Genomic DNA, 19,955 nt, shown 5'->3' with positions numbered 1-19,955 from the left:
CAGGGCCCGACCTACCGGTCGGGGAATGCGAATTTCATGATCTGATGTCGGATCTCGGCGCTTGGCCGCCAGATATCCAGGACGCGCCAGTCGCCCTTGCCGTTTCAGGGGGCGCCGATTCTATGGCGCTGGCATTTCTGGGCCGCCGTTGGCGTCGCAATGTCGTGGCCTTCGTGGTGGATCATGCCCTGCGGCCTGAATCGGCTATCGAAGCACGGCTGACGGTTGAACGGCTTGCCGCCATGGATGTACCAGCCCGGCTACTGACGCTCGCGCCCTTTCCGAAAGGCCGGTTGCAGGAACGGGCGCGACAGGCCCGGTTCGAGGCGCTGGAAGCGGCCTGTGTTGAAGCCGGGTGTCTGGATCTTCTTGTCGCGCATCATGCGGGCGATCAGGACGAAACTGTCTGGATGCGAAGCCTGCGGGCGAGCGGTCCTCTGGGGTTGAGCGGTATTCAGAGGCGTGCCGTGCGGGGGCGCGTTCGACTGCTGCGTCCGCTTTTGACATTCGCCCCGTCACGCCTGCGATTGACCTTGCAGGCCGCCGGACTGCCATGGATCGAAGACCCTTCGAATGCCAACCGGCGGTTTGAGCGGGTGCGGTGGCGGCAGGATCTGACCCTTCAGCAAAGACGCGATGTCCAGACCCTCAATCTGACGGCACGGGAGAAGAGCCAGAGTCGCGAGGCAGAACTAGCGGAAAATCTTGCATCGCATGCTGTCTGGCATCCCGAAGGATGGGCTTTTCTGGAGCCGGCCGGGATGAACGAAGAGACCTTGTCCGCTCTGATCCGGCTCGTTTCGGGAAAAGCCTATCGGCCGGCGAGGGAGGCTATACGCCTGTTGCTGGGCAAGGGATGCGGGACGTTGTCCGGAGTTCAGATTCAACCGGCGGGGCGTTTTGGCAATGGCGTGATTTTGGTGCGGGAAGAGAGGGCTCTTGCTGCCTCGGTTGCGGCGCTGGAGGGCTGTGTCTGGGACGGGCGCTGGCGTCTGCTGACGCACGATATTCCGGCGGGCAGTGTGATCGGACCTTTGGGCGACGCCGTACATGGATTGGATCTGCGCAGACTAGGCATTCCCTCTGCCGCTGCCCGCTGTCTTCCAGCTGTGTGGCAGGAAGGTCGGCTGATCCTGTGGCCGCGGATAGGGTATATGTCCGGTGAGGCTGATTTTGTTTGGGCCTCTGCAGTGCCTGTGACGGGAGAAAATCAGCTCACAACGTAAAAAGATCCTCAAAAACGCAAGAAATGCGTTTTCCTGCTCTGGATGGGGTAGGATCGTGGACGCGGAGGCTTATGTTATGAAGTCAACGCAGAATGTGACCGGTCGGCCAGTTGTGAGGGGTGATCCCGGACTGCATCTGACGGAACAGTCTGAAGGACGACAGAGAGCGAGATGAACAATTTAGGCCGTAACGTCGCGATCTGGGCGGTCATCATCGTGGTCGGAATGGCAGTGCTGACAGCCTTCCAGCCCGGTGGCGGACAGCATGCAGCCCAGCAGATCGCCTATTCCGATTTCATTCATGACGTGGACCAGCATCAGGTCCGTTCGGTCGTGATCCAGGAGCAGAATGTTTCCGGAACGCTGACGAACGGTACGTCTTTTGAGACCTATGCGCCACTTGATCCGAGCCTTCCGGGCCGTCTGACCTCTGCTGGTGTCGAAGTGACTGCCAAGCCGATGGACAGTGGAGAAAGTCCGATTCTGCGCTATGCCAGCGCCTATCTGCCGGTTCTGCTGCTGGTGGGGCTGTGCTTCATGGTTTTCCGCCAGATGCAGGGCGGTGGTGGCCGTGCCATGGGTTTCGGCAAATCCCGTGCCAAGCTGCTGACGGAAAAGACCGGTCGTGTGACGTTTGAAGACGTCGCGGGCATTGATGAAGCAAAATCCGAGCTTCAGGAAATCGTCGAGTTCCTGCGCGACCCGCAAAAATTCACCCGTCTGGGCGGTAAAATCCCCAAGGGAGCGCTGCTGGTTGGCCCTCCTGGTACGGGTAAGACGCTTCTGGCGCGCGCCATTGCGGGCGAGGCCAACGTTCCGTTCTTCACGATTTCCGGTTCGGACTTTGTGGAAATGTTCGTCGGTGTCGGTGCATCGCGTGTGCGTGACATGTTCGAACAGGGTAAGAAGTCCGCGCCCTGCATCATCTTCATCGACGAAATCGACGCCGTGGGCCGCCATCGTGGTGCAGGTCTTGGGGGTGGCAATGACGAGCGCGAACAGACCCTCAACCAGATGCTGGTCGAGATGGACGGTTTCGAAAGCAATGAAGGCGTGATCCTGATTGCCGCGACGAACCGTCCGGATGTTCTGGACCCGGCTCTGCTGCGTCCCGGTCGTTTTGATCGTCAGGTCGTGGTGCCGAACCCCGATGTGGCTGGCCGTGAGAAGATCCTGCGCGTTCACATGAAGAAAGTGCCCCTGTCTTCGGATGTGGACCCCAAGATTATTGCGCGCGGAACACCGGGTTTCTCGGGTGCGGATCTGTCCAATCTTGTGAACGAAGGCGCGCTGATGGCGGCCCGTCAGGGTCGCCGGACCGTGGGTATGGCGCAGTTCGAAGAAGCCAAAGACAAGGTCATGATGGGGGCAGAGCGCCGTTCCATGGTTATGACCGAAGACGAAAAGCGCTCGACCGCCTATCACGAATCCGGTCATGCCATCTGTGCGATCTTCACTCCGGGCAGCGATCCGATCCACAAAGCGACAATCGTACCGCGTGGGCGTGCGCTAGGTCTGGTCATGACACTGCCGGAGAAGGACAACATCTCCTACAGCCGCAAATGGTGTCTGGCCCGTCTGGTCATCGCTATGGGTGGCCGTGTTGCCGAAGAAATCATTTTCGGACGCGAGGAAGTCAGCGCCGGTGCATCGGGTGACATCAAGAGCGCGACGGATCTCGCGCGACGCATGGTGACCGAATGGGGCATGAGCGACACGCTGGGCATGATCGCTTATGGCGATAACGGGCAGGAAGTGTTTTTGGGTCACTCCGTGACGCAGAACAAAAACATCTCTGAAGAAACTGCCCGCGAGATCGACAAGGAAGTCAAAGCTCTGATCGATACGGCCTATAAGCAGGCCCATGATCTGCTGACGACCCGTCTGGATGATCTGCATCGCCTGACTGCAGCGCTTCTGGAATATGAAACGCTAACGGGTGACGATGTGGGCCGCATCATGCGCGGCGAGGCGATTGAGCGTTCGTCGGATGATGGGCAGATGCCTGACAACCGTCGCGCTTCAGTCCCCACTGCCCGTCCTGAAGCGTTTGATCCGGCGCCTCAGGCGAGCTAATCAGACAGTCAATCGCACCGACAGGCGCGTCATCGGGGAAATTCTCCCCGGTGCCGCGCCTTTTTTGTTTCTGGCAGACAGGCAGGATTTTGCATTATGGCCACCAAAAGGTCTCTGTTCGGCACTGACGGCATCCGTGGAACGGCCAATACCGCGCCCATGACGGTTGAGATCGCGCAGAGGCTGGGGCAGGCTGCCGGTCTGTATTTCATGCGGAGCCAGAACCGTCGGCACAGCGTCGTTCTGGGCAAAGATACGCGCCTTTCGGGCTATATGCTGGAATGTGCTCTGGTTGCAGGTTTTCTGTCAGCCGGGATGGACGTCATTCTGGTCGGCCCGCTGCCCACACCTGCCATCGCTATGCTGACCCGCTCTCTTCGCGCTGATCTTGGGGTGATGGTCTCAGCCTCGCATAATCCCTTTACGGATAATGGTATCAAGCTGTTTGGGCCGGACGGCTTCAAGCTTTCAGACGAGGTTGAAAGTGAAATTGAAGACCTGATGGCTCAGGATCTTTCGGCCCGACTGGCTTCTCCCGAGAGGATTGGACGGGCTTCACGTCTGACGGATGCGGCAGGTCGTTATATCGAGAACGCAAAGGCGTCTTTCCCGCGTGGGTTGCGTCTGGACGGTCTGAAGATTGTCATCGATTGCGCCAACGGTTCAGCGTACCGGGTGGCACCCAAGGCATTGTGGGAGCTGGGTGCGGAAGTCATCAAGATCGGCTGCGAACCGGATGGTCTGAATATCAATGACGGTGTGGGGTCGACCCATCCGGAAACGCTATGTGCGGCAGTTCGGGAACATGGTGCGGATTTTGGCATTGCTCTGGATGGCGATGCGGACCGCGTTCTGATTGCGGACGAAAATGGCGATCTTGTTGACGGAGACCAGATTATCGGCCTGATCGCGGCCTTCTGGAAGCAGCATGACCGCTTGCGTGGCAATACGGTGGTTACGACTGTTATGTCCAATATGGGGCTGGAAAAAGCTCTGGCAGAAAAGGGGCTTGAGCTGCAGCGGACATCGGTTGGTGACCGTTATGTCGTAGAGCGGATGCGAGAGATTGGTGCCAATCTTGGAGGCGAGCAGTCTGGGCATATGGTGTTGTCGGACTATGCCACGACAGGAGATGGTCTGATCGCCGCGTTGCAGGTTCTGGCCGTGTCTGTGGAAACCAAGAAGTCGGCCAGTGAAATCTGTCGTTTCTTCACGCCATATCCGCAACTCCTGAAAAACGTCCGTTATTCAGGTGTCAGTCCGATGGGTAGCCCGGACCTTGCCGCGGCAAAGGCCTGGGCGGATGAACGACTGGCCGGAAGTGGCCGTCTTGTTCTACGCGCCAGTGGAACGGAACCGCTGATCCGTGTCATGGTAGAAGCGGAAGATGAGGCGCTCGTTCATGAGGTGGTGGGTCATGTCTGCGATGTTATTCGCGCCATTGCTCATGTTTGACCGCCGATATCTATTAAGGCTCTATCGAGTGGCAGCCTGATTCAGACTGCTGCTTCGAGAACGTGGGCAGGGGTTTTGGGGGCCAGGCTGGCAAGAGCAGCAGTTTCTGCAACATCATCTTCTCGCAGGATGTAGCCACGTCCCCAGACAGTCGCGATCAGGTTACCCGCACCAACATTCTGCAATTTTCGACGTAGTTTGCAGATAAAGACGTCAATGATCTTCATTTCCGGCTCATCAATGCCACCGTAAAGGTGATTGAGAAACGCGTCCTTGGTCAGGACGGACCCTTTACGGATTACGAGCAATTCCAGAATGGCATACTCCTTACCTGTCAGGTGCAGTGCCGCGCCATCGACGGTAACGTTTTTGCCGTTCAGATCCAGTTCCAGATTACCCACCCTCAGCTTTGGCTCGGCAAATCCCCGCGAGCGGCGCATGACGGCCTGAAGGCGCGCGACGAGTTCGTCTGAATCGTATGGTTTTGTCATGTAATCATCGGCCCCCATGGAGAAGGCGCGGATTTTGGCCTGAGAACGGAGCAGGGCCGAAAGGACAAGGATCGGCGTCGTGATGCGGGCTGCCCGGACACGCCTGATGACTTCATATCCTTCCAGATCGTTTAGCATCAGTTCGAGCACAACCACGTCATAGTCGTAATGACGCAGCATCTCGATGGCCTCTTCGCCAGAGGGCGTATGGTCAACGGTAAAGGACGCGGTACGCAGGGTCTGGGACAACGTGGTGGCGGCTGACTGATCGCTATCGACAAGAAGGATACGCATGTTTCAACTCCCGGCTTGGTGAACCAATGGTTACTACCCAAGGTTGTGCATGTCGATACCTACAGATAAAAAATCGTAAAATTGTCATTATTTTTCCCTCAAAAGGAGAACATTAAGTTCGTATTAACTATGGGGTTGTAGGGTGTAAGGATTGAAACAATCCGCAGAAAACGGTCAAAAACTGCTGCCATGAGCAATTACGCCAGACTGCTTGAAATGCTTTCAGACCTCACTTGCGACTGGGTTACGGGAAGCGTGAAAGACGTTGTTGGTCTTTGCATAACCGTCATTGGAATCGAGCGATTCATCACGATTGGAGATAGAGTCGCGATTACAGCGCGTGATGGCCGGGTGGTGCAATCTGAGGTTGTGGGGTTTCAGGGTAACCTTGCACGACTGATGTCTTTCGGAGTGCTGGATGGTATTGGTCCGGGTTGTGCGGCACGAGTGCCTCTCAATCGCCGTGGTGGTGGCTTGGGTATTAATTCGAGCTGGCTTGGACGGGTGGTGGACCCGTTAGGGCAACCGATCGATGGAAAAGGACCTTTACTTCCCTCAATTTCACGCCAGGCGATTCAGTGTTCGCCACCCAATGCGGCAAGTCGTGCACGGTTGGGGGACCGGATTGATCTCGGGGTGCGGGCTTTGGACGCATTCACAACATCGCGTCGTGGTCAGAGGCTTGGACTTTTCGCCGGATCTGGTGTTGGAAAATCGACCCTGCTTTCTATGCTTGCGCGAGGGGCGGAGTGCGATGTTGCCGTAATTTCGCTCGTGGGTGAGCGTGGGCGTGAGGTCCGTGAGTTCATTGAAGACGATCTTGGCCCTGACGGGCTGGCACGGAGTGTGCTGGTGATTGCAACATCGGACTCACCTCCGCTGATGCGTCGTGAAGCGGCGCTGTCTGCCATGGCGATTGCGGAATATTTCCGTGACCAAGGCAAATCGGTTCTGCTTCTGATGGACAGCGTAACGCGGTTTTGTATGGCTCTGCGAGAAATCGGTCTCTCTGCGGGCGAGCCTCCTGCGACGCGTGGTTATCCGCCTTCCGTGTTTGCCGAGCTGCCTCGACTTCTGGAGCGGGCTGGTCCGGGAGACCCCGGTCAGGGGATGATTACGGCTCTCTTTACTGTTCTGGTGGAAGGCGACGATCAGAACGAGCCAGTTGCGGACGCGGTGCGTGGTATTCTGGATGGCCATATCATTCTGGATCGCAAGATCGGCGAGCAGGGACGTTATCCCGCAATCGATGTTCTGCGCTCTCTGTCCCGTGCGGTTCCGGGGTGTAATTCCCCTGAGGAAAACACTCTTACTCAACGCGCGCGCGCAGCAATGGCGACCTATCAGCGTATGGCGGATATGATCCGGCTCGGGGCTTACAAGCCGGGCACGGATCGTGAGGTTGACGAGGCCATCGCATTGATGCCCAAACTGAACCAGTTTCTGTCCCAGGGGCGCAACGAGCGGTCCACACGTGCGGAGGCTTTTGAACAGCTCGCACAGATTATGCAGACGATCCCGCAAACCACTCCTTTGAATGCGGCATGAAGGATTTCTCAGGATGGAACAGTCACCTCTCGACACTCTCATTGCTTTGCGTGAGCAGGAACTTGATCTTGTTGAAAGAAGCTTTGCGGAGGCCGTCGCCCGTGAGACGGTTGCAGAAGAAAAGCTGTCGGCGGCTCAGGAAGAAATTCTGAGTGAACAGCGGATCGCTTCCAGCCCCACAGCCGGGGACGGTGCTGTGGAAGCCTTCAGTCGCTGGCTTCCTGCCGGGCGACAGGCTGTTGCGGAAGCGCAGACGCGCTGTCGTGAGGCTGCTCTGGATCGTGAAACAGTGCGTTCGGCACTGATTATCGCAAGAGCTGCCATGGAAGCCGTCAAAACTTTGAAGGAAGAGCGGCAGGAAGAAGAGCGATTGGCGCAGCTCAAAAAAGAACAGAATGCGCTGGATGAACTCGCCATTCGTCAGTTCAGTCAGTCCTGAGCAACGTCCTGGCTGCGAAGTGCGGCTTCAATCTGCGGGGCTGTGCCGATCAGGGCGCAGGCCACGGGATGGGTGCTGTCGCGGACAAAGGCCAGAACAAGATCGGGATCGCTGGGAAAGAGATCGGTTTGTAGCGTAGTAACAGACGTCATTTCGCCCGTATGGGTGGCGTTCTGTGCCGCGTGGGCCAAAATGCGCGAGACGGCTTTTTCGAGCGCTGGAAGAAGCACAATGTGGGGCGCGCTGTGGTCTGAGGCATGTGTTGCCGCGAGTTCATCCCAGCCTGCGCGGGTGACGAAGGCAGGAATCCCATCAGGTGGTGTCTCGCGCTCGGCGCGCAGAAGTGCGCCGGATTGGGCCATGCCAAGAATATCCAGTGCAGGGAGTAGCGTGGGGTCGAGTTTAATGGGCATCCGGATCTTTTTCGCAGACTGAAGCGGCCATGTCATCTAGCGGGAGACATGGCCGCTGTTTCTTATTCAGTGTGGTGGATTGCCCATGGCCTGCATCAGGGCCGTTACCTGTTCGGGCTGGGCTTTGAAGAGAGCGACATTGGCAGGATTGGGGCCTGGCATTCCGGCTGGAAGCTGACCGTTGCTGGCGGCCAAAGTCATCCCGAAGGTTGTCATGCCCATCACGAAGCTTTCAGGCGTGAAACCGTGGCTTTGGAGGACAGGAGCCAATCCGGGAATCTGGCTGATGCGGCTGATTGTCTCGGCCAATCCTGCCCCGTGCGAATTGGGGGGCTGGATGTTTCGGGCCTGAAGCTCGGCAATCGTTGCTGCGGCACGGGTCATGAAGTCCGACGGCAGGGGATATTGCATAGCGTGCTCCGTATCGGCACGGACCTGCGGCGGGATCTGCGGAGTCTGCTGCGGTGTTCCTTGTAGCGGCACACTGCCGTCGATCTGTGTCTGACTTGTGGTGCCAGCCTGAGCAGGATAACCGGATTGCGGATAAGACTGGGCCTGTGCGGCCACAGGCAGCATCGCGACAGAGGCGCACAGGCCCGTGAGGCCTGTCATGCGGAAAAATGTCATGCCTGCACCCATTCTCCTGCGCGCATCAGCGGCACGCGGTTGCCGTTCTTGAGGCCATCAAGATCGATTTTGTCCGAACCGATCATCCAGTCGATATGAATAAGGGAGTCGTTGACGCCCCGTTCCAGAAGTTCGTCCGGCGTCAGACCTTCGATATCGACCATGCACTTCGTGTAGGCTTGGCCGAGTGCGATATGGCTGGACGCATTCTCATCGAACAGCGTGTTCCTATACAGGATCTTGCTGGCCGAGATGGGCGAGGAATGCGGTACGAGGGCGACTTCGCCAATCCGTGCCGCGCCTTCATCGGTATCGAGGATACGCTTGAGCACGTCCTCGCCCTTACTGGCGGTTGCTTCGACAATACGGCCGTTTTCAAAACGCACCGAGATTTCGTCGATCAGAGTTCCCTGATGGAACAGCGGCTTGGTGCTGCTGACGCGCCCGTTGACCTTGCTGCGATGCGGGGTCGTGAAGATTTCCTCGGTCGGGATATTCGGGTTGCAGACGATGCCATTGCCGGATTTTTCTGAGCCGCCTGCCCAGAGATGTCCGTCTGCGAGTCCGACCGTCAGGTCCGTCCCGGGGCCGCTAAAATGCAGAGCATCGAAGCGGCTGTCGTTCATGAATTTCGCCCGGGCATGCAGGGCAGCGTTATGGGCTTTCCACTCGGCGACAGGATCGGCGACATCTACGCGAGATGCCTTGAAAATACCGTCCCACAGGGCGGCGAGAGCTTCTTCAGGGGGGAGGTCCGGGAAGACCTGTTCGGCCCAGGCCGGTGTGGCACAGGCGATGATATTCCAGTTTACGGCGAACTGGGTGATGATTTCCATTGCCGGGCGGTTTGCTTTGGAGCTGGCGCGGTTGGCGCGTGCAATGCGTTCCGGGTCCTGTCCTTTAAGCAGTGTTGGATTGGCGCCGGTAATGGCCATGCGGGCTGCGCCTTCACGGAACGCACGCGCCATGCCCTCGGCCAGCCATGTGGGGGCGACGTCGAAGGCATCGTCCGGGGCATGGATGAAACGGGCGAGTGTGGTTTCGTCATCCGCGTACAGGGTCGTCACCAGCGAGGCGCCAGCCTTGTAAGCGTGTTCCGTGACGCGCCGGACCAGTGCGACGGCTGTGAGCGGCGCGGTGATGAGGAGCTGCTGGCCCGGCGCGATGTTCAGGCCAACGCGGACAGCGACCTCGCCCAGACGGTCGAGCAGCTGTTCGTGCGAAAAGGTGGAGGGAGCGGACACGTTGGACTCTTTCGCAGTGATCATTCTGGCCCTCATGGTGTGCCCTGTAGCGTTGAAGTGCAAGAGAGCAGCGCATGAGGTGACAGGGCTTTGAGTGCGCAGTATCGTGCCGGTATGGAACCCGGACTTCATATTTTCGCCGATCCAGGCGGACCCGACCAGCGTCCGTTCGATGTAGCGGTTGTCATGCCCAGTCTGCTGCGGCCTACCATCGTCCGGGCGATCCAGTCTGTTTTCCGGCAAGTGGGAAATCTGCGGGTCCAGATCATGGTCGGTCTGGATTGTCCCCCGGGAGACGATGCTGACGATCTGATTCAGAGCGCGATCGAAGGGCGGCCATCGGGTTGGGTCGTCGAAGTGCTCTGGCCCGGTTATTCGACATCACAGCGTCATGGAGGGTTTGGGCGGGCGAGGGACGGCGGCGTATTGCGCAGCGTGCTTAGTCAGCTTTCGAATGCTCCACGCATTGCTTATCTCGACGATGATAACTGGTGGGCGCCCGATCATCTGTCGTCCCTTCTGGCCGCGATCGAAGGTCAGGACTGGGCATGGGCGGGGCGCTGGTTCGTGCATCCACAGACACTCAAACCTGTCTGCGAGGATCAGTGGGAATCGGTCGGGATCGGAGGCGGAATTTTCCGCGAAAGCTATGGCGGGTTTGTGGACCCGAACTGCCTGATGATTGACCGGACAAGGACCCCGGAAGCATTGGAAATGTGGAATCAGCCTCTGGCTGGGGACGGAACGCAGATGACGGCGGACCGTAATGTTTTCAGGACGTTGATGGATCGTCCGGGAAAACCGACCGGGGAATATACCGCCTATTACGTTCTGACCGAGACGGACGGCCTGCATCCCACGAGATTACGTCTGATGGGGGCGGCATGGGACCGGGCGTCGGAAGAGGCTCAAGGGGAAGCCGTTTAGGCTTCCTGATGCAAAAGCCGGTGTGGACGAGATTTCCGTACCGGCTTCTGCGGCCATCCCTTACATGGAACGGATTGTGTTGCGGCGCGGCGGACGGCGCTGACGGTCGGACTGGGCGTCCGGGTTTGCGGCCTTCGCGGCTTTCTCGCGCGCGATGGTGCGCAGTTCGGTTTCCAGTTCGCGGATGCGGCGCTGGATGCTTTCCTTCAACGTCGGAGACGTGTGAGACTTCATGGAAGCGATCGTTTCCTTGAGGTCCCGAAGCTGCTTTTCCTTTTCGGCCTGATTGCGGCGAATAGGCTGGTTGTCGGACATCTGTTCCTGAAATGCACGCATGTATTCGGTCTTTCCGCATGAAACATCCATGGGCCTCCCGTTCATCCGGAGGATGACGGGATGAGGCGCGCAAACGCGCCCATCTGGCCCTGTCTGGCTCATGATTATGGGGGACGGGGTATTACCGTCCGGTTAATTCAGGATCGGGAGGAGAGGATGTCCCGCAAAACGTCAGTCAGGCGGGTGCAGGCGTCGTCCGTTCCGATCGAGATACGCAGCCAGTCCTGGATGCGCGGGGTTGAGAGGTGCCGGACAAGGATCGCACGCTCGCGCAGGGCTGCGGCGATGGCTCCGGCCTTGTGCTCCGGGTGGTGCACAAGAATGAAATTGGCACAGGACGGCAGGACTTGGAAGCCAAGATTTTGCAGTTGCGGAACCAGCCGGTCGCGGCTCGCAACGAGGCGGGCCGTGATGTCCGCGAGCCAGTCGGTGTCCTGAATCGCGGCGATAGCCCCGGCCTGGGCCGGACGGGAGAGGGGGTAGGAATTGAAACTGTCCTTGACGCGAATGAGACCCTCGATCAGTTCCGGGGAGCCGATCGCAAAACCCACACGCAGTCCTGCCAGAGCGTAGGACTTTGACAGCGTCTGGACCACCAGAAGGTTGTCATGGCGATGTGTCAGTTCAATGGCGGATTGTGCACCGAAATCGACATAGGCTTCGTCGATGATGACGGTCCGGTCCGGGTGGCGCTTGAGGAGCGCTTCGATCTGATCCAGCGGCAGAGCGATTCCCGTATTGGCATTCGGGTTGGCGACGGCGATGCCGCCGCAGTCGCCGGTATAGGCGTCGATGTCGATTGTGAAATCGTCATTGAGCGGGATGTGGCGGAACGGCTGGTCGAACAGGCCACAATAGACCGGATAAAAACCGTAGGTCACATCCGAGAACAGAACCGGCGCATCGTCGTGGAACAGCGCGCGGAAGGCATGGGCCAGAACTTCGTCGGAGCCATTGCCGACGAAAACGCGATCGACGGTGGTGCCGAACCGGGTGGCGATGGTGTCCCGCAGGTCCGCTGCCGTCGGGTCTGGATAGAGACGCAGATCGTCGGATGCGGTGTTGCGGATGGCCTCAAGCACTTTCGGGCTTGGACCGTAGGGAGACTCGTTGGTGTTGAGCTTCAGCAGGTCCGCGAGTCTGGGCTGCTCACCCGGCACATAAGGGTGCAGATCCCGGACGCGGCGGTTCCACAAACGGCTCATGCGGACGCTCTGGTGAACAGGCCGGTCATGAGTTGGCGTTCGGCCAGATCGCGTGCGGAGACGCCATCTGCATCTTTCAGGTCCGGGTTGGCTCCGGCGGCAAGAAGCTTTTTCGCCATGTCTTCGCGGTTGAACATGATGGAAAACATCAGCGGCGTGCGACCGGCATGGTTGGCGTGATCCACCTCGGCGCCATGATCGAGCAGAAGTGACGCGATCTCGGTCAGGCCCTTGAACGCGACGCCCGAAAGTGCGGTGGCCCCCTTGAGATCGGTGGCTTCCGTGTCGGCCCCGCGATCCAGCAGCAGGCGCGTGGCATCTGTGTGGCCGTTGTAGGTGGCAACAATCAGAGCGGTATAACCACGGCTGTCCGGCGTATCGATGGCCATGCCGGCGTCCAGAAACTGGGTCAGGAGGTCGGTATCGCCTTCACGGGCCGCGTCGATGAACAGGGCGGTGATCTGGTCTGACGTGAAAGTGACGTTCTGGGCGTTCATGACGGTTTCCACATGGCGGTGTCCCCGATGACAGAAAATCCGGGGAAGGGATGTCGGAGGGCAGTTTAGCTTTTTGTGTCAGCGGGCGGAAGAGTGAGGCTGTCACCGTTTTCCAGCGCCCTGAAAGGGCGGCCAGCGGGTCGGCAGGCGAACTCCAGACGGGTGGGCGGCTCCAGAATGGCCTCGTCGGTAAGCTGGAACGTGCCGAAATGGATCGGCAGTCCCTGTTGTGCCTTGAGCGTATCGAAAGCCATGAGTGCCTCTTCGGGGGACATGTGAACGCGACGCATCAGGTTGCGCGGTTCGTAGGCCCCAATGGGTAGGATGGCGAGGTCGATCTGCGGCCAGCGACGGTGGATCGCGTCGAAATGTTTGCCCCAGGCCGTGTCGCCCGCGAAAAACACGGTGTGGCCGCCTGTTTCAATCGTGAAGCCGCCCCAGAGCGCGCGGTTGGAATCGAACGGCGTGCGTGCGCTTCCATGCAGGGCTGGGGTGGCTGTAATGCGGGCGTTGTCGTCGGTCGTACCTTCCCACCAGTCCAGCTCAATGATGCGGGGAAGTGCAGCCTTTTTCAGATGGCGGCGGTTGCCCGGCAGGGAGATGCAGAGCGGATCGTCACGTTCGGCCAGTGCCCGCAGGCTCGGCAGGTCCATGTGGTCGTAATGGCAGTGCGAGACGAGGATGATGTCGATAGGCGGCAGGGCATCCAGCGCGATGCCGGGTGGGCAGACGCGGCGGGGACCGAAACTGCGGAAGGGGGAGCAGCGTTCAGAAAATACCGGATCTGTGATGATCCGCAGAGGCGCGCGTCCTGCGCGGCCGAACTGGAGCAGAACGGTCGCATGACCGACAAACGTGGCGCAACATTCCTCCGGAGCAGGCGTGACCTGATCGTAGGTTTTTTGCGGCGGAAGAGCATCCGGCCAGCGTGGCCTGAGGCCCATCTGCCAGCGGAAGATGGTCCCGATCCGCTGCGAGGGGCTGCGGGCCATTCGCGCCTCGTCCGGGCGCCATTCCTCAGGGTTTCGGTAATGACGACCGTCGAAATGCGGCAGGTTGTCATCAAGCACAAGAGCGTGTTTCACAATATGGTTTACCGATCAGCCATTGCGTCTGTCGCGACTTCGCGTCATGCCGTGGCAACAGAAGGTATGGAAGATATCGTTGCGTTTCTTCCTGTCAGTCACAAGCCGGAGATTCCATTCCGATGAGTACGCTTCCTCAGCTCACCATCAATACGATCCGCACTCTTTCGATGGAAGGTGTCGAGCGCGCCAATTCCGGCCATCCCGGCACGGCCATGGCCCTCGCCCCCGCGATGTATGCGGTCTGGCAGCACGATCTGAAATACGATCCGGCCGATCCGTGCTGGCCCGCCCGCGACCGTTTCGTCCTTTCGGTCGGTCATGCGTCGATGCTGCTGTACTCCACCCTGTTCCTTACAGGCGTGAAGGATATTCAGGATGGCAAGGTCGTTGACGCGCCGTCCCTCACTGTCGAGGATCTCTCGCAGTTCCGTCAGTTGAACTCCAAGACGCCGGGTCATCCGGAATACCGCTTTACAGCTGGTGTAGAAACCACGACCGGCCCGCTCGGACAGGGTTGCGGCAATTCCGTGGGTATGGCGATCGCACAGAAGTGGATGTCCGCGCGCTATGATCGCCCGGGCTTCAAGCTGTTCGATTATCACGTCACGGTGTTCTGTGGCGATGGCGACATGATGGAAGGTGTGGCTTCGGAAGCCGCGTCCACCGCTGGCCATCTCGCACTTGGGAACCTGACCTGGATCTATGATTCAAACCAGATTTCCATCGAAGGTTCGACGGACCTAGCTTTCACGGAAAATGTGGGCAAGCGTTTTGAAGCCTATGGCTGGCATGTCCAGACGCTGACGGACGGCAACGATGTCGACGCCATTCTCGCCGCGCTGAAAGCAGCCCGTGCGGTGACAGATCGCCCGAGCATGATCGTGCTCAAGACGGTCATCGGTTATGGCGCGCCCAAAAAGGCTGGTACGGCTTCGGCGCATGGCGAACCGCTGGGCGCTGAAGAGATCAAGGGTGCGAAAAAGGTCTATGGCTGGCCGGAAGATGCTCCGGACTTCTATGTACCTGATGGCGTGAAGGAGCATTTCGCTGAGGGTCTCGGCAAGCGTGGTGCGGAAGCCAATGCAGAATGGCGCGAGCTGTTCTCGGCTTATCGCGAAGCACATCCGGAACTCGCGGCGGAAATCGACTGCATCATCGAACATCGTCTGCCGGAAGGCTGGGACAAGGACATCCCGACTTTCGACGCCGATGCCAAGGGCATTGCCTCTCGTGCAAGCTCGGGTCAGGTTCTGAATGCGGTTGCGAAGAACCTTCCCTGGATGATCGGCGGCTCCGCTGACCTGACGCCGTCCACCAAGACGGATATCAAGGGCGGCGGCTCCTTCCAGCCGGAGAAATGGAACGGCACCTATGGCGGCCGGAACCTGCATTTCGGTGTGCGCGAACATGCGATGGGCTCCATTTGCAATGGTATCGCGCTGTCGGGCATTCGTTCCTACGGTTCGGGCTTCCTGATCTTCTCCGATTACATGAAGGCACCGATCCGTCTGTCGGCCATCATGGAACTGCCTGTTCTGTATATCTTCACGCATGACTCCATCGGCGTGGGCGAAGACGGGCCGACGCATCAGCCGATCGAGCAACTCGCACAGCTTCGTGCCACTCCGGGCATCATGACGATCCGCCCGTCCGACGCGAACGAAGTGTCCGAAGCCTGGCGCACGCTGATCCCGATGACGCACAAGCCTGCCGTGCTCGCCCTGAGCCGTCAGAACCTGCCGACGATCGACCGCACGAAATATGCGTCTGCCGCTGGTCTGGCGAAGGGCGGTTATGTTCTGGCGAGCTGTGACGGCAAGCCTGACGTGATCCTGATCGCCTCGGGTTCGGAAGTCAGTCTCGTGGTTTCGGCTTACGAGAAGCTGACGGAAGAAGGCATTAATGCCCGCGTCGTCTCCATGCCGAGCTTTGACCTCTTCGAGGAGCAGAGCCAGGAATACCGCGATTCCGTTCTGCCGCCGGATGTCATTGGCCGCGTCGCGGTCGAGCAGGCCGCAGCGTTCGGCTGGGACCGGTATGTCGGCATCGGCGGTGCGATCATCGCGATGAACACGTTCGGTGCGTCGGCCCCGGCCTCCGCACTTCTCACGAAATTCGGTTTCACGCCGGAAGCGGTTCTTGACGCGGCAAAGCGTCAGGCCCTGCGCGGCAAGTAAGGGAGAGATCCTGTGGCAGACACAATCTCCAATACCGGTCTGAATGAAGTCGGCAGCGTGCTGCGCGAGCTTGAGAAATACGGCCAGTCCCCCTGGCTGGATTTCATCCAGCGCAGCTTCACGGAGGACGGAAGCCTCCGCAAGCTGGTGGACGAAGACGGCCTGCGGGGCGTTACGTCCAACCCGGCCATCTTTGAGAAGGCCATCGGACACGGCACCGAATACGATCCGCAGATCCGCAAGCTGCTGGAAGGCGAGGGCCTTCCCCCCGGCGATCTGTACGAGCATCTGGCGATTGACGATATCCGTTCCGCCTGCGCGGTGCTGTATCCGGTGTTCGAAAAGACCAAGGGGCTGGACGGTTATGTCAGCCTCGAAGTCTCGCCCTATCTGGCGTTCGACGCACACGGTACGATCACGGAAGCCCGCCGTCTGTGGAAAGCAGTCGCGCGCGAAAACCTGATGATCAAGATCCCCGGAACGTCTGAAGGCACGGGCGCCATCCGCGAAGCCATCGCTGACGGCATCAATGTCAACGTGACGCTGCTGTTCTCGCTGGATGCCTACAAAGCGGTGCTGGAAGCCTATATTTCCGGGCTCGAAGCTCGCGCATCCCGCGGCGAGGACATTTCGCGCATCTCCAGCGTGGCTTCATTCTTCGTCAGCCGTATCGACGCCAAGATCGATGGAGAAATCGACCGTCGCATTGCCGCTGGTGATGCAGATGCCGAGGCGCTGAAGGCCATTCGTGGCAAGGTCGCGATTGCCAATGCCAAGATCGCGTATCAGTACTATCTTGAAGTCCGTAACAGCCCGCGCTGGAAGGCGCTCGCCGAGAAGGGCGCCAACCCGCAGCGTCTGCTCTGGGCCAGCACCGGCACCAAGGACAAGGCCTATTCCGACGTCCTGTATGTCGAAGAGCTGATCGGGCCCGAGACGGTCAACACCATTCCGCCCGCAACATTCGATGCATTTCGCGATCACGGCAACGCCCGCGCCAGCCTGACCGAGAACGTCGATCAGGCTCAGCATGTGCTGGCCGAGGCCGAGCGCCTTGGCCTGGATCTGGACGGCGTGACGACAAAGCTCGTCAAGGAAGGCTGTGCATCCTTCAGCGTGTCGTTCGACACCTTGCTGACGGCCGTGGCAACCAAGCGCGAAGCCGTCATTGGCAAGCGTCTGCTGCGTGTCAGCGCGGATCTGCCGCCGGAACTGCGCGATGATGTCGCCGGTGCGGAAAAGGACTGGAGCCAGAGCGGCGGCCTTCGCCGGATCTGGCAGAAAGACCCGTCGGTCTGGACGAACGGCCCGGAAGCTGGCTGGCTGAACTGGCTGACGATCGTGCAGGATCGCCTGTGGAACGTCGAGGAGCTGGAAGTTCTGGCCCGTGATGTCCGCAGTCGCGGCTTCAAGGATATCCTGCTTCTGGGCATGGGTGGTTCGAGCCTTGGTCCTGAGGTTCTGGCCGAGACATTCGGGCAGCGTGAAGGCTGGCCGAAGCTGCATGTTCTCGACAGCACGGACCCGCAGCAGGTCACGGCGTTCGAGAAAGCCATCGACCCGAAGAACACGCTGTTCATCGTGGCCAGCAAATCCGGTGGAACGCTGGAGCCGAACATCCTGTTCGCGCATTTCTGGCAGGTGGCCGGTCAGGCTCTGGGCAAGAAGCCGGGTGACAACTTCATCGCCATCACCGATCCCGGCTCGCACATGCAGAAGGTGGCCGAGGAAAACGGCTTCTGGCGCGTGTTCTACGGCGATCCGAAAATCGGCGGGCGTTATTCGGTCCTGTCCAATTTCGGTCTCGTCCCGGCTGCAGCAAGTGGCATTGACGTCCGCAAGCTGCTGACGGTCACACGCCTGATGGTGGAATCCTGTGACGGAAGCGCGCCTCCGGCTGCCAATCCGGGTGCGGTTCTGGGCCTGATCCTAGGCCATGCCGCGCATTGCTTCGGCCGCGACAAGGTGACGATCCTCGCCTCTGACGGCATTGCGTCGCTGGGCGCATGGCTGGAACAGCTCATCGCCGAAAGCACCGGCAAGAAGGGCCTCGGCCTGATCCCCATCGACGAGGAAGAACTCGGCGCGCCGGATGTCTATGGAACGGACCGCATTTTCGTGGACCTTCTTCTGGGCGACGACGTTCCCGACAGCCGCCTCGGTGCTCTGCGGGCTGCTGGCGCACCAGTCGTGACCATCCGTCTGGCTGATGCCACACAGATCGGACAGGCATTCTTCCTGTTCGAATTCGCGACGGCTGTGGCCGGTGCGGTTCTCGGGATTGATCCGTTCGATCAGCCCGACGTGGAGTTCAGCAAGCTCGAAACGCGCAAGCTGACCTCGGCTTATGCTGAAACGGGATCGCTTCCGCCGGAAACGCCGTTCGCCAAGGACGGTCCACTGTCCTTCTATGCAGATGCGAAGAACACGGAAGCCTCTGGCAGCAAAAGCGATGCGGTCTCCATTCTGAAGACGCTTTTTGATCGTGTGAAGCCGGGCGACTATGTCGGTCTGCTCGCCTATATCCGCCGTGATCAGCAGACGCGCGACTGGGCACAGTCCGTTCGTATGGAGCTGCGGGATACGCTGAAAGTGGCGACAGCCGCCGAATTCGGCCCCCGGTTCCTGCATTCGACGGGCCAGGCCTACAAGGGCGGACCCGACAGCGGCGTGTTCCTTCAGGTCACGGCGACGGATGCGGCGGACGTGCCGGTTCCGGGTCATGGTTTCAGCTTCAGCGTCGTCAAGGCGGCGCAGGCACGAGGCGATTTCGAAGTGCTCGCGGCCCGTGGCCGTCGCGCCCTTCGCGTTCATATCGATGGACCGCTGGAAGACGGGCTGAAGGCTCTGGAAACGGCAATCCACGAAGCACTGGCAGGAGCATAAGTCATGCGGATCGGAATCATCGGACTGGGACGGATGGGCGGCAATATTGCCGTCCGTCTGACGCGCCACGGACATGATGTCGTCGTGCACGACCGTACGCCGGAAGTGACGGCTTCGGTCGCCGGGCGTTGTGAAGCAGGGCGTGCGACCCCCGCCAGCTCTGTGGCCGAGATGGCAAAGCTGCTCGAAGGTGACGAACACCGCGTGGTGTGGGTTATGCTTCCGGCAGGTGCCATCACCGAAGCCTGCGTTCAGGAACTCGGCGGCCTTCTGGGGCGTGGGGATGTCATCATCGACGGTGGCAATACCTACTACAAGGACGACGTCCGCCGTTCGGCCGAGCTGGCTGAAAAGGGCATCTCCTATGTGGATGTCGGCACCTCAGGCGGTGTCTGGGGTCTGGAACGCGGCTACTGCATGATGTTCGGTGGCACGAAAGAGACCGCCGAGTACATTGATCCGATCCTCAGCGCTCTGGCGCCGGGCATCGGGGACGTGGCGCGCACACCGGGCCGTGGTGACAAGGGCCATGATCCGCGGGCCGAGCAGGGCTACCTGCATTGTGGTCCTGCCGGTTCGGGGCACTTCGTGAAGATGGTCCATAACGGCATCGAATACGGCATGATGCAGGCCTTCGCCGAAGGGTTCGACATCATGAAGAGCAAGAATTCCCCCGTTCTTGTGGAAAAAGACCGTTTCGAACTCAACATGGGCGATATTGCCGAAGTGTGGCGTCGCGGCAGTGTCGTGTCGTCCTGGCTGCTCGATCTGACGGCCGAGGCCCTGACCCGTTCGGAAACTCTCGACGAGTTCTCTGGCGAAGTTGCGGACTCTGGTGAAGGTCGCTGGACGATCGAGGCCGCTATTGAAGAAGACGTTCCGGCTCCGGTCATGACGGCCGCGCTGTTCACGCGCTTCCGTTCGCGGTCCGGCAACAACTTTGCCGAGAAAGTGCTCTCGGCCCAGCGTTTCGGTTTCGGCGGACACGTCGAAAAGAAATAAGACTACGCCCCTCATGGGCAATGA

At 59.6% G+C, this 19,955-nt stretch carries 17 protein-coding genes; 9 read left to right on the top strand and 8 right to left on the bottom strand.

Going from position 1 to position 19,955, the window contains the following annotated elements; genetic code table 11:
* The first annotated feature begins 44 nt into the window (after nt 1-44).
* From tilS to glmM, 3 genes are all read left to right on the top strand, one after another.
* Nucleotides 45-1,226 (top strand): tRNA lysidine(34) synthetase TilS, encoded by a 1,182-nt coding sequence (gene tilS / locus ABDK74_RS05245; RefSeq protein WP_346002994.1) that lies wholly within the window; start codon nt 45-47, stop codon nt 1,224-1,226.
* A 171-nt stretch (nt 1,227-1,397) separates the two neighbouring features.
* Nucleotides 1,398-3,302 (top strand): ATP-dependent zinc metalloprotease FtsH, encoded by a 1,905-nt coding sequence (gene ftsH / locus ABDK74_RS05240; protein ID WP_194254247.1) that lies wholly within the window; start codon nt 1,398-1,400, stop codon nt 3,300-3,302.
* Nucleotides 3,303-3,398: 96 nt separating this feature from the next.
* Nucleotides 3,399-4,757 (top strand): phosphoglucosamine mutase, encoded by a 1,359-nt coding sequence (gene glmM, locus ABDK74_RS05235; protein ID WP_346002993.1) that lies wholly within the window; start codon nt 3,399-3,401, stop codon nt 4,755-4,757.
* Between the two features lie 41 nt (nt 4,758-4,798).
* Here the strand turns inward: glmM and ABDK74_RS05230 are convergent, their stop codons facing one another.
* The gene (locus ABDK74_RS05230; RefSeq protein ID WP_194254249.1) at nt 4,799-5,542 is read right to left on the bottom strand and encodes a response regulator transcription factor; all 744 of its coding nucleotides are present in this window, start codon (nt 5,540-5,542) and stop codon (nt 4,799-4,801) included.
* Between the two features lie 189 nt (nt 5,543-5,731).
* Here ABDK74_RS05230 and fliI point away from each other — a divergent pair, with 189 nt between their 5' ends.
* Both fliI and fliJ read left to right on the top strand, forming a co-directional pair.
* On the top strand, nt 5,732-7,090 hold the full coding sequence (gene fliI / locus ABDK74_RS05225; RefSeq protein ID WP_346002992.1) for a flagellar protein export ATPase FliI: 1,359 nt from the start codon (nt 5,732-5,734) through the stop codon (nt 7,088-7,090).
* A gap of 13 nt (nt 7,091-7,103) precedes the next feature.
* Nucleotides 7,104-7,529 (top strand): flagellar export protein FliJ, encoded by a 426-nt coding sequence (gene fliJ, locus ABDK74_RS05220; protein ID WP_346002991.1) that lies wholly within the window; start codon nt 7,104-7,106, stop codon nt 7,527-7,529.
* Here fliJ and ABDK74_RS05215 read toward each other — a convergent pair.
* The 3 genes from ABDK74_RS05215 to ABDK74_RS05205 all read right to left on the bottom strand — a co-directional run bounded on the left by ABDK74_RS05215 (nt 7,520) and on the right by ABDK74_RS05205 (nt 9,837).
* Complete coding sequence (locus ABDK74_RS05215; protein WP_346002990.1) at nt 7,520-7,942, bottom strand: hypothetical protein; 423 nt, start codon at nt 7,940-7,942, stop codon at nt 7,520-7,522. The genes fliJ and ABDK74_RS05215 overlap by 10 nt on opposite strands.
* Nucleotides 7,943-8,008: 66 nt before the next feature.
* Nucleotides 8,009-8,569 (bottom strand): hypothetical protein, encoded by a 561-nt coding sequence (locus tag ABDK74_RS05210; protein ID WP_346002989.1) that lies wholly within the window; start codon nt 8,567-8,569, stop codon nt 8,009-8,011.
* The gene (locus tag ABDK74_RS05205; RefSeq protein WP_346002988.1) at nt 8,566-9,837 is read right to left on the bottom strand and encodes an aminopeptidase; all 1,272 of its coding nucleotides are present in this window, start codon (nt 9,835-9,837) and stop codon (nt 8,566-8,568) included. Before ABDK74_RS05205 ends, ABDK74_RS05210 begins: the two co-directional genes overlap by 4 nt.
* 66 nt (nt 9,838-9,903) lie before the next feature.
* Here ABDK74_RS05205 and ABDK74_RS05200 point away from each other — a divergent pair, with 66 nt between their 5' ends.
* The gene (locus ABDK74_RS05200) at nt 9,904-10,740 is read left to right on the top strand and encodes a glycosyltransferase family A protein (protein ID WP_346002987.1); all 837 of its coding nucleotides are present in this window, start codon (nt 9,904-9,906) and stop codon (nt 10,738-10,740) included.
* Nucleotides 10,741-10,800: 60 nt separating this feature from the next.
* Here the strand turns inward: ABDK74_RS05200 and ABDK74_RS05195 are convergent, their stop codons facing one another.
* The 4 genes from ABDK74_RS05195 to ABDK74_RS05180 form a co-directional block, all read right to left on the bottom strand.
* Nucleotides 10,801-11,076, bottom strand: a complete 276-nt coding sequence (locus ABDK74_RS05195) for a hypothetical protein (RefSeq protein WP_346002986.1) — start codon at nt 11,074-11,076, stop codon at nt 10,801-10,803.
* 137 nt (nt 11,077-11,213) lie between these two features.
* On the bottom strand, nt 11,214-12,281 hold the full coding sequence (gene hisC / locus ABDK74_RS05190; protein WP_346002985.1) for a histidinol-phosphate transaminase: 1,068 nt from the start codon (nt 12,279-12,281) through the stop codon (nt 11,214-11,216).
* A complete protein-coding gene (locus tag ABDK74_RS05185) occupies nt 12,278-12,778 on the bottom strand; it encodes an ankyrin repeat domain-containing protein (RefSeq protein WP_346002984.1) in 501 nt (166 codons plus the stop codon). Before ABDK74_RS05185 ends, hisC begins: the two co-directional genes overlap by 4 nt.
* A 65-nt stretch (nt 12,779-12,843) precedes the next feature.
* Nucleotides 12,844-13,848, bottom strand: coding sequence for an MBL fold metallo-hydrolase (locus ABDK74_RS05180; protein ID WP_408874499.1), 1,005 nt, complete (start codon nt 13,846-13,848; stop codon nt 12,844-12,846).
* Nucleotides 13,849-13,985: 137 nt separating this feature from the next.
* Between ABDK74_RS05180 and tkt the strand changes: the two genes are divergently transcribed.
* From tkt to gnd, 3 genes are read left to right on the top strand one after another with little or no spacing between them, the layout of a single operon-like run.
* The gene (gene tkt / locus ABDK74_RS05175; RefSeq protein ID WP_346002982.1) at nt 13,986-16,043 is read left to right on the top strand and encodes a transketolase; all 2,058 of its coding nucleotides are present in this window, start codon (nt 13,986-13,988) and stop codon (nt 16,041-16,043) included.
* Nucleotides 16,044-16,055: 12 nt separating this feature from the next.
* The gene (locus tag ABDK74_RS05170) at nt 16,056-18,929 is read left to right on the top strand and encodes a bifunctional transaldolase/phosoglucose isomerase (protein ID WP_346002981.1); all 2,874 of its coding nucleotides are present in this window, start codon (nt 16,056-16,058) and stop codon (nt 18,927-18,929) included.
* A 3-nt stretch (nt 18,930-18,932) separates the two neighbouring features.
* Nucleotides 18,933-19,931, top strand: coding sequence for a phosphogluconate dehydrogenase (NAD(+)-dependent, decarboxylating) (gnd, locus tag ABDK74_RS05165; protein WP_346002980.1), 999 nt, complete (start codon nt 18,933-18,935; stop codon nt 19,929-19,931).
* The last annotated feature ends 24 nt before the right edge of the window (nt 19,932-19,955 follow it).

It is taken from the genome of Gluconobacter sp. OJB, from assembly GCF_039638275.1.
Classification (GTDB): Bacteria; Pseudomonadota; Alphaproteobacteria; order Acetobacterales; family Acetobacteraceae; genus Gluconobacter; species Gluconobacter cerevisiae.
The sequence above is the reverse complement of the archived record's forward strand: the minus strand, read 5'-3'. Positions and strand labels throughout refer to the sequence as shown.